The sequence below is a fragment of the Xanthobacter dioxanivorans genome (assembly GCF_016807805.1).
Classification (GTDB): Bacteria; Pseudomonadota; Alphaproteobacteria; order Rhizobiales; family Xanthobacteraceae; genus Xanthobacter; species Xanthobacter dioxanivorans.
This window is the reverse complement of the sequence record NZ_CP063362.1, coordinates 2,565,389-2,578,711: the sequence shown is the minus strand read 5'-3', so window position 1 is coordinate 2,578,711 and position 13,323 is coordinate 2,565,389. Positions and strand designations below refer to the sequence as shown.

The 13,323-nt window shown below is 66.2% G+C and carries 12 protein-coding genes and 1 pseudogene; 5 read left to right on the top strand and 8 right to left on the bottom strand.

Going from position 1 to position 13,323, the window contains the following annotated elements; genetic code table 11:
- The first annotated feature begins 77 nt into the window (after positions 1-77).
- The 5 genes from EZH22_RS12165 to EZH22_RS12150 all read left to right on the top strand — a co-directional run bounded on the left by EZH22_RS12165 (position 78) and on the right by EZH22_RS12150 (position 5,391).
- Positions 78-1,241, top strand: coding sequence for an acyl-CoA dehydrogenase family protein (locus EZH22_RS12165; protein WP_203195864.1), 1,164 nt, complete (start codon positions 78-80; stop codon positions 1,239-1,241).
- Positions 1,241-2,377: a CaiB/BaiF CoA transferase family protein gene (locus tag EZH22_RS12160; RefSeq protein ID WP_203195863.1), complete on the top strand. Its 1,137-nt coding sequence runs from the start codon at positions 1,241-1,243 to the stop codon at positions 2,375-2,377. The genes EZH22_RS12165 and EZH22_RS12160 overlap by 1 nt, the downstream gene beginning before the upstream one ends.
- A 23-nt stretch (positions 2,378-2,400) precedes the next feature.
- A complete protein-coding gene (locus tag EZH22_RS31755; protein WP_231711524.1) occupies positions 2,401-3,228 on the top strand; it encodes an FAS1-like dehydratase domain-containing protein in 828 nt (275 codons plus the stop codon).
- Positions 3,225-4,028 (top strand): HpcH/HpaI aldolase/citrate lyase family protein, encoded by an 804-nt coding sequence (locus EZH22_RS12155; protein WP_408647730.1) that lies wholly within the window; start codon positions 3,225-3,227, stop codon positions 4,026-4,028. The genes EZH22_RS31755 and EZH22_RS12155 overlap by 4 nt, the downstream gene beginning before the upstream one ends.
- Before the next feature lie 445 nt (positions 4,029-4,473).
- Positions 4,474-5,391 (top strand): LysR family transcriptional regulator, encoded by a 918-nt coding sequence (locus EZH22_RS12150; RefSeq protein WP_231711440.1) that lies wholly within the window; start codon positions 4,474-4,476, stop codon positions 5,389-5,391.
- Here the strand turns inward: EZH22_RS12150 and EZH22_RS12145 are convergent.
- The 8 genes and pseudogenes from EZH22_RS12145 to trbE form a co-directional block, all read right to left on the bottom strand.
- Positions 5,345-5,628 (bottom strand): annotated as a pseudogene (locus EZH22_RS12145) (DUF2274 domain-containing protein). The gene EZH22_RS12150 and the pseudogene EZH22_RS12145 overlap by 47 nt on opposite strands.
- A 1-nt stretch (position 5,629) precedes the next feature.
- Positions 5,630-6,877 carry a TrbI/VirB10 family protein gene (locus tag EZH22_RS12140; RefSeq protein ID WP_203195861.1) on the bottom strand — a complete coding sequence of 416 codons (1,248 nt, stop codon included), beginning with the start codon at positions 6,875-6,877 and terminating at the stop codon, positions 5,630-5,632.
- On the bottom strand, positions 6,874-7,926 hold the full coding sequence (trbG, locus tag EZH22_RS12135) for a P-type conjugative transfer protein TrbG (protein WP_203195860.1): 1,053 nt from the start codon (positions 7,924-7,926) through the stop codon (positions 6,874-6,876). The genes EZH22_RS12140 and trbG overlap by 4 nt, the downstream gene beginning before the upstream one ends.
- Positions 7,923-8,612 carry a conjugal transfer protein TrbF gene (gene trbF, locus EZH22_RS12130; protein WP_203195859.1) on the bottom strand — a complete coding sequence of 230 codons (690 nt, stop codon included), beginning with the start codon at positions 8,610-8,612 and terminating at the stop codon, positions 7,923-7,925. The genes trbG and trbF overlap by 4 nt, the downstream gene beginning before the upstream one ends.
- Positions 8,609-9,889, bottom strand: coding sequence for a P-type conjugative transfer protein TrbL (gene trbL, locus EZH22_RS12125; protein WP_203195858.1), 1,281 nt, complete (start codon positions 9,887-9,889; stop codon positions 8,609-8,611). Before trbL ends, trbF begins: the two co-directional genes overlap by 4 nt.
- Positions 9,886-10,146 (bottom strand): putative entry exclusion protein TrbK-alt, encoded by a 261-nt coding sequence (gene trbK-alt, locus EZH22_RS12120; protein ID WP_203195857.1) that lies wholly within the window; start codon positions 10,144-10,146, stop codon positions 9,886-9,888. The genes trbL and trbK-alt overlap by 4 nt, the downstream gene beginning before the upstream one ends.
- 9 nt (positions 10,147-10,155) lie before the next feature.
- On the bottom strand, positions 10,156-10,890 hold the full coding sequence (gene trbJ / locus EZH22_RS12115) for a P-type conjugative transfer protein TrbJ (RefSeq protein WP_203195856.1): 735 nt from the start codon (positions 10,888-10,890) through the stop codon (positions 10,156-10,158).
- A complete protein-coding gene (gene trbE, locus EZH22_RS12110) occupies positions 10,887-13,316 on the bottom strand; it encodes a conjugal transfer protein TrbE (RefSeq protein ID WP_203195855.1) in 2,430 nt (809 codons plus the stop codon). Before trbE ends, trbJ begins: the two co-directional genes overlap by 4 nt.
- Positions 13,317-13,323: the final 7 nt, after the last annotated feature.

Genomic DNA, 13,323 nt, shown 5'->3' with positions numbered 1-13,323 from the left:
CCTTCGCACCCCCGCTGCTCCGCGCCGAAAGGCATCAGCAGCGTCTCATTCAAGCCATCAAGGTTGAGAAATCACCCATGCAGACAATTGGCAGCAACCAACACCAAGAAATACGTGACGCCGTGCGTGCCCTGTGCGCGGATTTCCCCGCCGAATACCATCGCAAGGTGGACGAGGTCCGCGGCTATCCGGAGGCGTTCGTGGATGCCCTCACCAGGGCAGGCTGGATGGCGGCGCTGATCCCGGAAGACTATGGCGGCTCTGGCCTGGGGCTCACCGAGGCGTCGGTGATCATGGAGGAAATCAACCGGGCCGGCGGAAATTCGGGGGCCTGCCACGGCCAGATGTACAATATGAATACGTTGGTGCGGCACGGCTCGCTGGAGCAGCGCCGGCACTACCTGCCGAAGATCGCATCGGGCGAGCTGCGCCTCCAGTCCATGGGCGTCACCGAGCCCACCACCGGCACCGACACCACCAAGATCAAGACCACCGCCGTGAAGAAGGGTGACCGCTACGTCATCAACGGCCAGAAGGTCTGGATCTCGCGCGTCCAGCACTCCGACCTCATGATCCTGCTCGCCCGCACCACGCCGCTGGACCAGGTGAAGAAAAAGTCTGACGGCCTGTCCATCTTCATCGTGGATATCAAGGAGGCGATGACCGGCGGCATGGCGGTGCGGCCGATTCTCAACATGGTGAATCACGAGACCAACGAGCTGTTCTTCGACGATCTGGAGATCCCGGCCGATAACCTCATCGGCGAGGAGGGCCAGGGCTTCAAATACATCCTGACGGGTCTGAACGCCGAGCGTACCCTGATCGCGGCCGAGTGCATCGGCGACGGCTACTGGTTCATCGACAAGGTGTCGGCCTATGCCAAGGAGCGGACGGTGTTCGGCCGGCCCATCGGCCAGAACCAGGGGGTGCAGTTCCCCATCGCCGAGGCCTTCATCGAGGTGGAGGCGGCCAACCTCATGCGGTTCGAGGCCTGCCGGCTCTACGACGCGCACGAGCCCTGCGGCGCCCAGGCCAACATGGCGAAATACCTCGCCGCCAAGGCCTCCTGGGAGGCCGCCAACGCCTGCCTTCAGTTCCACGGCGGCTTCGGCTTCGCCTGCGAGTACGACGTGGAGCGCAAGTTCCGCGAGACGCGCCTCTACCAGGTGGCGCCCATCTCCACCAACCTCATCTTGAGCCATATGGCCGAGCATGTGCTCGGCCTGCCGAGGTCGTTCTGATGACCGCCTGCCTGCCGCTCGACGGCCTACTGGTGGTGGCCATCGAGCAGGCGGTGGCCGCGCCCTTCTGTACCGCCCGCCTCGCCGATGCCGGTGCGCGGGTAATCAAGATCGAGCGGCCGGAGGGAGACTTCGCCCGCGGATACGACCATGTGGCCAAGGGCCAGTCGAGCTATTTTGTCTGGCTCAACCGGGGCAAGGATTCCCTCGCCCTCGACCTGGCAACCGCAGACGGCCGGGAGGCGCTGCGCGCCCTCATCGCCACGGCCGACGTGCTGGTGCAGAACCTGAAGCCCGGCGCTCTGGAGCGCCTCGGCTTCGGCCGACCAGCACTGCGCGCCGCCCATCCCCGGCTGATCGTCTGCTCCATCAGCGGCTATGGCGACGAGGGGCCGCTGGCGGACCGCAAGGCCTATGATCTGCTGGTGCAGGCCGAGGCGGGCCTCGCCTCCATCACCGGCGGTCCGAAGGAGCCCTCGCGGGTGGGCATCTCGGTGGTGGACATCGCCACCGGCGCCACCGCCTATGCCGCCATCCTGGAGGCCCTCGTGGGGCGATCGGTGAGCGGCGCGGGCGCAGACATCCGCGTCTCCATGTTCGACGTGATGGCCGAATGGCTCACCGTGCCGCTGCTGCAGCACGAGGGCGGTATGCCGCCGGCCCGGGTAGGCCTCGCCCATCCCTCCATTGCCCCCTATGGGGTGTTCCGCACCGGCGACGGCAAGGACATCCTCATCTCCATCCAGAACAACCGGGAATGGGCGCAGTTCGCCGCCGTTTTCCTGAAGGATGCGGCGCGCGCCCGCGATCCCCGGTTCGCCAGCAATGTGGCGCGCGTGGAAAACCGCGCAGCCACCGACGCCCTTGTCGGCGACGCCTTCGCTCGACTCGATGCGCCGGCGGCGGTGGGCCTTCTTCTGGAGGCGGACGTGGCCTTCGCCTCAGTAAACGACATGGGGGCACTGTCGCGGCATCCGCACCTGCGCCGCATCACTGTGGTGACCGCCGCCGGGCCAGTGAGCCTGCCCGCCCCGGCGGCGGTCTTCATGGGGGCGGTGCGCAGCTATGGAGCGGTGCCGGCGATCGGCGCGCACGCACCCCTTGCCACCCTCGCGCCGGACCGGGAGACACCGTGACGAACGACATCGAGACGCTCCACATGGACCACCTGCGCGGATGGATTGGCCGCGAGGAGATCGCCACCGACCATGTGGCCGCCGAGCTTGCCGGCCGCTTCCGCGCCACCTTCGACGAGGCGCCGGGCGCGCCGTGCCCCGGCGATCCGGCTCCGGCTCTGCTGCATTGGTGCCTGGCGCTGCCGGGGGCCCTCACCCGGACGCTGGGACCGGACGGGCATCCCGCGCGCGGCGGCTTCCTGCCGCCCGTGGCCCTGCCGCGCCGCATGTGGGCGGGCGGCAGCCTCGCCTTCCACAACATTCTGAGGATCGGCGACGCCATGCGCCGCACCTCGCGCATCGCCGACGTGAGCGTGAAGGCGGGGCGCTCCGGCACCTTGTGCTTCGTGACCGTACAGCACGAGATCGACGTGGCCGGCCGCCCCATCCTCAGCGAGCGGCAGGACATCGTCTATCGCAACCTCGATGCCGGAGGCGCGCCCTCCAAGGCGCCGGAGCCGGCGGCCGAAGGATGGCACCGGCGCGAAGTCCTCGCCGTCCCGCCCCTCCTGTTCCGCTATTCCGCCCTCACCTTCAACGGCCACCGCATCCACTACGACCATCCGTATGCGACGCAGGTGGAGAGCTATCCCGGTCTGGTGGTGCACGGCCCCCTGCAGGCGACGCTGCCGCTGCGCTTCGCGGCCGAGATCCACGGCGTGCCGCCCCGCCGCTTCACCTTCCGCGGCCTCTCGCCACTATTCGACAACGCACCCTTCTTCCTCAATGCGGAGGCAGACGGTGCCACCCTGAAGCTGTGGACGGCTTGCGCCAGAGGCCCGGTGGCCCTGAGCGCGGAGGCGCAGTGGTGAGGACCGGCGCGCTCGACTTCCTCATCCCCCTGTTCGTGCCGGGCGACCGGTCCGACCGCTTCGCCAAGGCGGCGGCGGCCGGTGCCGACGCCATCATCCTCGACCTGGAAGATGCGGTGGCGGCGCCGGCGAAGAATGCCGCCCGCGCCGCCCTCGCCACCGGCTTCACGGCGCTGCCAGTGCTGGTGCGCATCAACGGCGCCGGTACACCGTGGCACGGGGCGGACGTTGCCGCAGTGGCGGCGTTGCGGCCCGCCGCCATCATGCTGCCGAAGACCGAAAGCCTCTCGGTGCTGGACACCGTTGCATCCGCCCTGCCGCCGGACGTTCCGGTGGTGGCGCTGCTGGAGACCGCCCTCGGTCTCGCCAACGCCCGCGCCCTCTCCGCCCATCCGGCTGTCGCACGCCTTGCCTTCGGCTCCATCGATCTCAGCGCCGACCTTGGCTGCGCCCACAGCCGCGAGGCGTTGCTGCACGCCCGCTGCGAGGTGGTGCTTGCCGCCCGCCTCGCCGGCCTTGCCGCACCCATAGATGGTGTCACCACCGCCATCGACAATGCCGTTGCCATCGTCGACGACGCGCGCCACGCCTGCGCCCTCGGCTTCGGCGGGAAGCTCGCCATCCACCCGTTCCAGATCGCCCCGATCCGCGAAGGCTTCACGCCGGGCGCGGTGGAGATCGCCTGGGCGCGGCGCGTGCTCGCGAGCGGTAACAGCGCCGTGGCGGTGGACGGGGCCATGGTGGACGAACCGGTGCGTATCCGCGCCCGCGCGATCATTTCCCGTGCCACATCTGAGTGAGGCGTAATGCGAAGGTGAGCAAGAAGGGCTTTTTGAGGATGAAGATACTGGGGGCAACTAGATGGCTCGCGGGTTGCAACTCAGTGAATGCGTTCGAATTAATCACGCTAAATCAGGCCCTGTAGCTGGAGGGGCCGTCCATAACGCCATCACGCCACAGATAACCGGGCACGACGCTATCGTCGGGCAATCTGAGGGGCACCTAATTTTGAAGGAGATGACCTGGCGGAGTCCTCTAAGTACGACTTCTATGCCTGTCCATCTGAAACTTCCTTTCGGATGTTGATAACAGAGCTGATGCACGGCACTTTCAGATCATATAGCATAATTTTTTAGTATTGAAATAATTATTTCATATATAAAATTATCACAAAAATAAATATAATAAATCCACTCTTCTGACGCTATAAAATATCTTATAACCTCATAAAGGTGATTTATACCAGTGAAGCCAAAATCTAAATTGCAGTCAGAAATACGGCATCTACGAACCTTCGTCGCCGCCGCAGAATTCGGCAGCTTTCGCAAGGCTGCGAATGGTCTTCATGTTCAGGAATCAGCAGTCAGCCGGCGCATCCGAGACCTGGAAGATCAAATCGGTGCGTCCTTGTTTATTCGTCACGCGGGTGGCATTGCCCTAACCTTGGCTGGGCAGCGGTTCCTGACACGAGCGCGATTGGCATTGGGCCAGCTGGATGAAGGCCTAAGGGAGGTGAGCGCTATCGGCCGCTCAGAGACAGGCCACCTGAGAGTAGGGCTGTTCTCGTCTATCGCCTCCGGCTTTGTCTCCCGGCTGTTTGGACTTTATGATGATAGGTATCCGAGCGTCGAGGTTGATTTTATTGAAGGATCGGCAGAATGTCATATGTTTTTACTCAATAAACTTCAGATGGATATTGCCTTCACGATTGGGAACCGGAAACAACATCCGTACGATGCTCACGAGCTTTGGCGGGAGCAGGTGTTCGCGGCTGTCTGGGATGAGCATCCCCTGGGCGCTAAGAGTGAATTGAGCTGGAGCGATCTCGCGCTTGAGGAGTTTCTGGTACGTCCCGGCGGGCCGGGCGATGAGGTCCGAGACTACCTTAGCCTTCGGCTAAGCCAGATTGGACGCCAGCCTCGGTTTCGGGTTCAGAACATCGGACGATATAGTCTCTTGGGTCTCGTGGCCTCGCGTCGCGGCGTCGCGCCCATGCTTGCGTCGGAGACGGCCATTTCAATCCCGGGGGTGATTTACCGGCCGATCGCCGGAGAGATCCTACCCTTCTTTGCCATCACGTCTCCAAAGAACGATAATCCAGCTGCCCGGACTCTGCTCAGCCTCGCTCGGATTCTGAGCCGCTCGGAAAACTCGCGCCCGTAGCGATGTGCTTCTCCTGCCCCTCCTTGGTCCGCCGCGACTTCGCAAATCCTCGATCCGCCGCCATGAAGCGTTCGAGCATCGGGCGATGAGCCGGGCGGGATCCGGTATGGAGCTTCCTGCTTCTCCACCGAGCACCTGCGCATAAGCGACAAGATCGCGGTGGAGCTTCGCCGGCAACTCCACCGTCACCTTCACCGGCTTGTCGTCGAGGATCTCGGTGAGCTTCAGCTTCGGCATATCAGCCTCCAAAAGGTTCGAGAACGAGATCGCGCGTAACGATGACCCGCACCGGGTACCCCGCCCGGATGGTCAGCGTCGGCGCAATGTTGAGCTGGCGCTGGACGATCTGGCGTCCCGTCTGGCTGATGCTGTCGGAGGCGCCCTCGCGCAGGGCGCTGGCGAGGTCGCTGTCGTTGCCAGACGAGCCCGCATTCGCGCCGGCGCTCAGGATGGTGGAGAGCACGGCGGCCTTGAACAACTCGCCCCAGTGATAGTCGACGCCGTCCTCAAGGCCGGCATAGCCTTGGGCGTCGGCACCAAGCTGGCGCTCCAGCACGATGGAGCGGCCATTGGGGAAGATCAGCCGGTTCCAGACCAGGAGCAGCCGGCGCTGTCCGAAACCGACACCATTGTCATACTGACCTATGATGCGCGTGCCCTGGGGAATTAGGAGGATCCGGCCGGTCGGGCTGTCATGGACATTCTCGGTGACCTGGGCGGTGATCTGACCCGGTAGGTCGGAGCGGATGCCGGTGATCAGCGCTGCGGGAATGACGGCGCCCGCCTGCAGGATGTGGACCGTGGCGGGAGCCGTAACACGGTCCTGCGACACGGTGCGTCGGTCTACCGCCTGGTTGAGAAAGGCCACCTGCCGTTCCTGGGCCGTGGGTGTTGCCGCCTGCGACACGAGACCGAGGGATGCTAGATCGGGGACAGCTGCCGCCGTTGTTGCCACCCCTACGCTGACCTGTTGCCCCACGACAGGGCTCGCCGGCCGCGTGTTGGTCTGGGCGAACAGACGTCCGGTCCGCGCGGCCTCGGTCTCCTGCTGCTGGCGCTGCTCCTCAGGGCTCAGAGCGGAATTGGGGATGCCTCCCATCGTGGGGATCGGCGGCTGGGCCGTCGTCTGTGCATTGAGGATCGGCCGGCCGAGGTCCCCTGGCAGCGGCGGTCCGAGCTTGGGGATGCCGGTGTAATCCTTCGGCAGGCCGGCGAGCCCGTCCGGCGTCGCCTTGATATCGGTGGCGTAGAGTTCCTGTCCCGGCCCACGGTCCCTGCGCGCCTGAAGGGCGTAGATCAAGGCACCGCCGATCCCGAGCCCGGCAACCAGCCCCAGCCCGGCCAGCACTTTTCGGGAAAGCCGAGTCACCCGTGGCGGCTCCGGCCGAAGCCGCATGGCCGCCACAGCCTCCCCCGTCAGCGGCCGGGTGCCGGCATCACTGGCCGGTCCCGGCCCTTTCTCTTTCCCGGGTTCGATGCCGCTCATAGGACCGGCCTCCCATCGGTACGGGAGATGCGCACGCGCTTCTGGTCCTTGTCGGCGCCAAAGCGCAGCTCGGCTGCGGCGAAGAGGCGGTCGACGATCATGTAGCTGCCACGCACGCGATAGTTCACGAGCTCGGAGGTGTCGCCCTGGGGGCCGACCACGAACAGCGGCGGCATCTCGCCCTGGGCGATCCCGCGGGGAAACTCGATGAACACCTGCTGGCCATCGTCGAACGCCCGTAGCGGTCGCCACGGCGCCCGGTCACCGGTGACCTCGTAGCGGAAGTTCACTTTGGTCAGGTCGATGCCGGCGGCGACGGGTTGCATGACTGCCGCCTCGGCATTCTGGCGCCTCAGGGCGATAAGCTGGTCCTGGGGATACTGCCAGGAGACCGAGGCCATGTAGGTCTTCTCGGTGGACCGCAGCTCCATGTGATAGGTGCGCAGATTGGTGTTGATGACGAGGTTGGTGACGAGGTCCGATCGCGTGGGCTTGACTAGGATGTGGACCTGCTTCCCGCCCCCTGCTCCGCTCTCCGTATCACCGATGATCCAGCGCACGGTGTCGCCGGCAGCTACAGGCCCTGAGCCCACCAGTTGCTCGCCGGGCTGCAGGGCGATGTCGGTGACCTGTCCGGGCGCGGCATAGACCTGATAGAGGGCGCCCTCCACGAAGGGATAGACCTGCATGGAGTTGATGAAGCCATTGCGCACCGGCTGGACCCGGGCGGCGGCATTGGCCTGATTGACCCGGGAGGCAGGGTCAGCGGCTTCGGGCTCCGCCTTGCCATCCTTTCCCACCGGCTTCAGCTGGCCCGGCAGCGGCAAAGGCTTCGGCAGCTCGACGATGCGCACCGGCCCCGGCGGCTCGGCCTTGAAGACGGCGGGCGGCGCATCGTCATATTCGATCTCCGGCGGCTTCTCGAAGGTGGCACAGCCGGCGAGCGCGGAAGTGCAAATGAGGAGAAGCGGCAAGCCGGACTTACGGAAAGCCAGAAAGGAGAGGCCCCGGAAAGCCGGCCTCCCGGAATTGCGGATGGCCGTCGTCATTGTGCGAGTTCCTTCGACCAGTTGATGGCGTTGACGTAGATCCCAAGCGGATTGGCCCGGAGGCGCTCGGCGTCCCGCGGCGCCTGCACCACGACGGTGAGGATGGCGCTCCAGCGGACAGTGTCGGCGAGGCTGCCGTCCTGGTAGCAGCGCTCGGTCCAGGCAATGCGGAAGGAGTCCGGCGAGGCGCGGATCACGCTCGAGACCTCCACCGCGACCTGTTGCTTGCCGACCCGGGCGAAGGGATCGTTAGCCCGGGCATAGTCGTTGAGGGCGACTGCTCCGGCCTGCGTCGTATAGGCATAGGCCCTAAGCCAGTTCTGCCGGACAATGACGGGATCGGCGGAGATGCTGCGCACCTCCTCGATGAAGCGGGCGAGGTGGAAGGCGATCTGGGGATCGGAGGGGCGATAGTCCGAGGTGGCGGGTGCCACCGCCTGCGCCTGCCCGAGCTTGTCCACCTCAACGACCCACGGCACCACCGAGCCGCTCAGGGCCTGCCATGCCACGGCCCCGGAGAGGCCGGCGGACAAAGTGAGGCAGCCGAAGGCCATGAGACGCCAGTTCTTGGCCTGGACGCGGGCGGAGCCGATGCGGTCGTCCCAGACCTGGGCCGCGCGCTGATAGGGCGTCTCGGGTTCGGGGGAGCGGCCGTAATGGACGGCGGGTCGCTTGAAGGGCGTCATGAGCGATCACTTTCGGAGAGGGAGATGGTGGAGCCGCCGCCATGGCTGTCGCCAGACCGCACCGCATGGATCGCGGTCTGGATGCCGTGGGTTACCTGCTGAGAGCGGCGCATGCGCCTCGCCCAATCAGGAACATCATTGGAAGAGGCCGGAGCGCTCGACGAGGTGGCAGCGGCTCCGGAGGACTGCCGCGCGGCGGCTGAACCGCGCAAGGGAGAGGTTGCGTCAGTGGCTCCGGCGCGCGCAACGCCGCCCAGACCTCCTGCGACGCCGGACAACCCAGACTGGCCGGCGGCGCCGGCGCCGTAAGCGGATGCAGCACCTCCGGCGAGGCTGGCTCCGGCTCGTGCCGCCGCGGCTGTTCCCGACAGGGCAGCACCAGCCCCCCGCATTGCCATGCCCGCTGCGCCGGCTCCCGCAAGCGCCGCACCTCCTGCGGCGAGGCCGGTCCCGACGGCAGCGCCTGCACCGAGCTGCGGCGCACCCGTGATCAGTCCCGTGGCGATCCCGGGTCCGAAGATGCCGAGACCGAGGAGCGCCAGCGCTGCCAGCACGGCGGACAGGGCCTGGCTGATGGTCGGCTGGGCATCGCCATAGGAGGTGGTGAATTGAGAGAACAGCCCCGAGCCGATGCCGACGATGACGGCCAGCACCATCACCTTCACGCCGGAGGCCACGATGTTGCCGAGCACCTTCTCGGCGAGGAACGCGGTCTTGCCGAAGAAGGCGAAGGGGATGAGGACGAAGCCGGCGAGCGTCGTTAGCTTGAACTCGATGAGGGTGACGAACAGTTGCACCGCCAGAATGAAGAAGGCGATCAGGATCAGGAGCCAGGAGACCAGCAGCACGGTGATCTGCACGGCATTGACGAAGAGCGCTACGGGTCCGGTGAGCTGGCTCGCGGCATCCAGCAGCGGCTGGCCGGCGGTGAGCCCCACTTCCGCCAGTCGCCCCGGCCGCAGGAACTCCGCAGTGCTGATGGTCGACCCGCCTGCCTTGAGGCCGAGCCCGGCGAAGCTCTCGAACACGATCTTCGCGAGCGCGTTGAAGTTGCCGATGATCCAGGCGAAGAAGCCGATGGCCAGCGTCTTCCTCACCAGCCGGCGCATCACATCCTCGTCGGCGCCCCAGGCCCAGAACAGGCCAGCGAGGGTGATGTCGAGGGCGATCAGGATGGAGGAGAGACCCGTCACCTCCCCCTTGATCAGGCCGAAACCGGAATCGATGTAGCTGGTGAAGGTGTTGAGGAAGGTATCGATGACGCCCATGTCATTCATGGCGTTGCTCCGTCCACGAGCTTGCCGAAGAAGCGGCGGCGGTTCGCCTCCCAGAGCGCGGCGCAGCGCGGATCGATGGGATCGGCCTGCTCAAGCGTGGCGCAGCTCTTCAGGTCGGCCGAGGAGACGTTTCCTGCCTTCACGCTGATCACAGTGACCGACTCCGTTTCCCGGCCTGAGGAGACGGCAAGGGCTGCGATCACCGCGCCCACAAGGCCGGCGACGACGAGGGTTCTGAGCGCGGTGCCCTGATCCATGGCCGCCCCTCAGTTCCCGCGGAACATGGTGACGGTGGCGGGCTGGTAGCTCGTCCGGGTGGAGAAGCGCCGGTAGCGCTCCTGCCCCTCCGAGACCGCCGTCGCCCGTTCGGCCTCGGACAGGGCCTGCGCCCGTCCATTGGCGGCCACCACCGCAGTGAGGTCGGAGAGCTGCTGGGCCTGGAGCGCCTGGAGCTGGTTGCCCGCCTGCATGGCCTGCAGTGCGCCGCTCGCCGCCTGGCTCTGCCCGACCAGCGTCGAGGCCTGCGAGCGCCCGGTATCGAGGTTGCCGACGACACCCGCCTGCACCCGCAGCGCATCCTGGAGGCCGGCCAGCGTGGTCTCCCAGCGGCTCTTCGCCTGGGTGACAAGAGCGGCGTCCGAGGTGCTCAGGGAGACCGAGCCATATTGGCCCTGGAAGGCGCGATCGATGGCAGTGACGTCATAGGCGATCTTCTGGGCCTGCCCGAGCAGTTGCTGGGTCCGCTGGGTCGACTGCTGGAGCGCGCTGAGAGAGGAATATGGCAGGCTCGCGAGATTGCGGGCCTGGTTGATCAGCATCTGCGCTTCGTTCTGCAGCGAGGTGATCTGGTTGGTGACCTGCTGCAGGGCGCGTGCTGCCTGAAGGAGGTTCTGCGCATAGTTCGAGGGGTCGTAGACCACATATTGCGCGGCGGCAGGCGCCAGCGGACAGACGAGGAACGGCGCGGCGAGGAGCGCCACACGCAAAGAGCGGCGGATCATGAGCGTGTCTCCAGATTGTCGAGTTTAGGGATGAGGTCGGCGGCCCAGCCGAGGCCGCGATGGCGTAGCCAGGCCGCGAAGAAGCCATCGCGCCCGTGCTCTGCAAAAACCTGCGAGAGCGCAGCCTGATCGGTCTTGGACGCGGCGGCGCACAAAGCGAGCGCCACCTGCGACAGGCCGAGCTCGAACAGGCGGTTGCCGCGCCGGGATTGGCAGCAATAGTCCCGCTTCGGCGTCGCTCGGGCGAGGATCTCGATCTGCCGGTCATTGAGGCCGAAGCGGCGATAGATGGCGGTGATCTGGGGCTCGACCGCCCGCTCGTTGGGCAGCAACAGGCGGGTCTGGCAGCTCTCGATGATGGCAGGAGCGATGGCCGAGCCGTCGATGTCCGAGAGGGATTGGGTGGCGAACACCACGCTGGCGTTCTTCTTGCGCAGGGTCTTGAGCCATTCCCTGAGCTGTCCGGCGAAGCCCGGGTCATCGAGGGCCAGCCATCCCTCGTCGATGATGAGAAGGGTTGGCGATCCGTCGAGCCGGTCCTCGATGCGGTGGAAGAGATAGGAGAGGACCGCCGGGGCCGCACTCGTGCCAATCAGTCCCTCGGTCTCAAAGGCCTGGACGGAGGCCTGCCCCAGATGCTCGGCTTCGGCATCGAGCAGCCGGCCATGGGCACCGCTGATGCAATAGGGTCGCAAGGCCTGCTTCAGCGCATTTGATTGGAGGAGGACGGCAAGGCCCGTCAGGGTGCGTTCCTCGACCGGCGCGGAAGCCAGCGAGGACAGCGCCGACCAGATATGCTCCTTCACCTCCGGAGTGATGGGGACACCCTCGCGCGTGAGGATCGCCACGATCCAGTCCGCCGCCCAGCTGCGCTCGGAGAGTTCATCCACGCGGGCGAGCGGCTGGAGCGCGATGCTCTCCTCGGCAAGGCTTCCGCCCAGATCGTGCCAGTCGCCACCCATGGCGAGGGCGGCGGCCCGGATGCTGCCGCCGAAGTCGAAGGCGAACACCTGAGATCCGGCATAGCGCCGGAACTGCAGAGCCATGAGCGCCAGCAGCACGGACTTGCCCGCGCCGGTCGGTCCCACCACCAGGGTGTGGCCCACATCCCCCACGTGGAGCGAGAAGCGGAACGGGGTCGACCCCTCCGTCTTCCCGTAGAACAGCGGCGGGGCGTTGAAATGCGCGTCCTGTTCGTCTCCGGCCCACACCGCCGAGAGCGGGATCATATGCGCGAGGTTCATGGTGGAGACCGGCGGCTGGCGGACATTGGCATAGACGTGCCCCGGCAGGCTGCCGAGCCAGGCATCCACGGCGTTGATGGTCTCGACCATGGCCGTGAAGTCCCGGCCCTGGATCACCTTCTCCACCAGCCGGAGCTTCTCGTCGGCGAAACGGGGATCAGCATCCCAGACGGTTACCGTGGCGGTGACATAGACGATGCCGGCATGGTCGGCGCCGAGCTCCTGCAAGGCCAGGTCGGCGTCCTCCGCCTTGTTAGCGGCATCGGAATCCACCAGCACCGAAGCCTCGTTGGTCATCACCTCCTTGAGGATGGCGGCGATGGACTTGCGTTTGGCGAACCATTGCCGACGGATCTTCGTGAGAAGTCGGGTCGCGTCAGTCTTGTCGAGGAGGATGGCGCGGGTCGACCAGCGATAGGGAAAGGCCAGTCGGTTGAGGTCGTCGAGGATCCCCGGCGTCGTCGCCGTGGGAAAACCCACGATGGTGAGGACACGCAAGTGCTCCGCGCCCAACATGGGCTCCAGCCCGCCGGTGAGTGGCTGGTCGGCGAGGAGCGCATCGAGGTACATGGGCGTCTCGGGGACACGGACCCGCTGGCGCCGGGTCGAGACGCAGCCGTGCAGATAGGTCAGGGTCTCGGCGTCATCAAGCCAGTGGCAATCTGGCATGAAGGCTTCGACCAGCCGGAGCACGCGGTCTGTCCGATCGACGAAGCCACTCAGTGCTTCGCGTGGATCGACACCCTCGCGCCCTCGCCCCTCATAGAGCCAGCTCTCCACCCGTGCGGCATCCTCCGCCGGTGGGAGCCAGATGAAGGTGAGGAAGTAGCTCGACTCGAAGTGGCTGCCGGCTTCGGCGAACCCCGCCTTCCGCTCGGCATCCACCAATGCGGAGGCGGGATCGGGGAAGAGGCTCTCGGGATAAGCGCCCGCCTCCTCCCGTTGGGCTTCCACGAACAGCGCCCAGCCGGAGCCGAGGCGGCGGAAGGCGCTGTTGAGGCGACCTGCCACGGCCACTAGCTCGGCTGGCACGGCCGAGTCGAGGTCCGGCCCCCGGAAGCGCGCTGTGCGCTGGAAGCTGCCGTCCTTGTTGAGGACGATGCCAGGGCCGACCAGGGCCGCCCACGGCAAATAGTCCACGAGCCGGCTCCCACGTCGGCGATACTCGGCGAGGTTCATCATGATCGCC

What these genes read in the sequence shown, in the direction of transcription:
- trbJ (WP_203195856.1), bottom strand. Translation starts at nt 10,890, where the DNA reads ATGATCCGCCGCTCTTTGCGTGTGGCGCTCCTCGCCGCGCCGTTCCTC.
- trbG (WP_203195860.1), bottom strand. Translation starts at nt 7,926, where the DNA reads ATGACGACGGCCATCCGCAATTCCGGGAGGCCGGCTTTCCGGGGCCTC.
- EZH22_RS12140 (WP_203195861.1), bottom strand. Translation starts at nt 6,877, where the DNA reads ATGAGCGGCATCGAACCCGGGAAAGAGAAAGGGCCGGGACCGGCCAGT.
- EZH22_RS12160 (WP_203195863.1), top strand. Translation starts at nt 1,241, where the DNA reads ATGACCGCCTGCCTGCCGCTCGACGGCCTACTGGTGGTGGCCATCGAG.
- trbL (WP_203195858.1), bottom strand. Translation starts at nt 9,889, where the DNA reads ATGAATGACATGGGCGTCATCGATACCTTCCTCAACACCTTCACCAGC.
- EZH22_RS31755 (WP_231711524.1), top strand. Translation starts at nt 2,401, where the DNA reads ATGGACCACCTGCGCGGATGGATTGGCCGCGAGGAGATCGCCACCGAC.
- trbK-alt (WP_203195857.1), bottom strand. Translation starts at nt 10,146, where the DNA reads ATGGATCAGGGCACCGCGCTCAGAACCCTCGTCGTCGCCGGCCTTGTG.
- trbE (WP_203195855.1), bottom strand. Translation starts at nt 13,316, where the DNA reads ATGATGAACCTCGCCGAGTATCGCCGACGTGGGAGCCGGCTCGTGGAC.
- trbF (WP_203195859.1), bottom strand. Translation starts at nt 8,612, where the DNA reads ATGACGCCCTTCAAGCGACCCGCCGTCCATTACGGCCGCTCCCCCGAA.
- EZH22_RS12165 (WP_203195864.1), top strand. Translation starts at nt 78, where the DNA reads ATGCAGACAATTGGCAGCAACCAACACCAAGAAATACGTGACGCCGTG.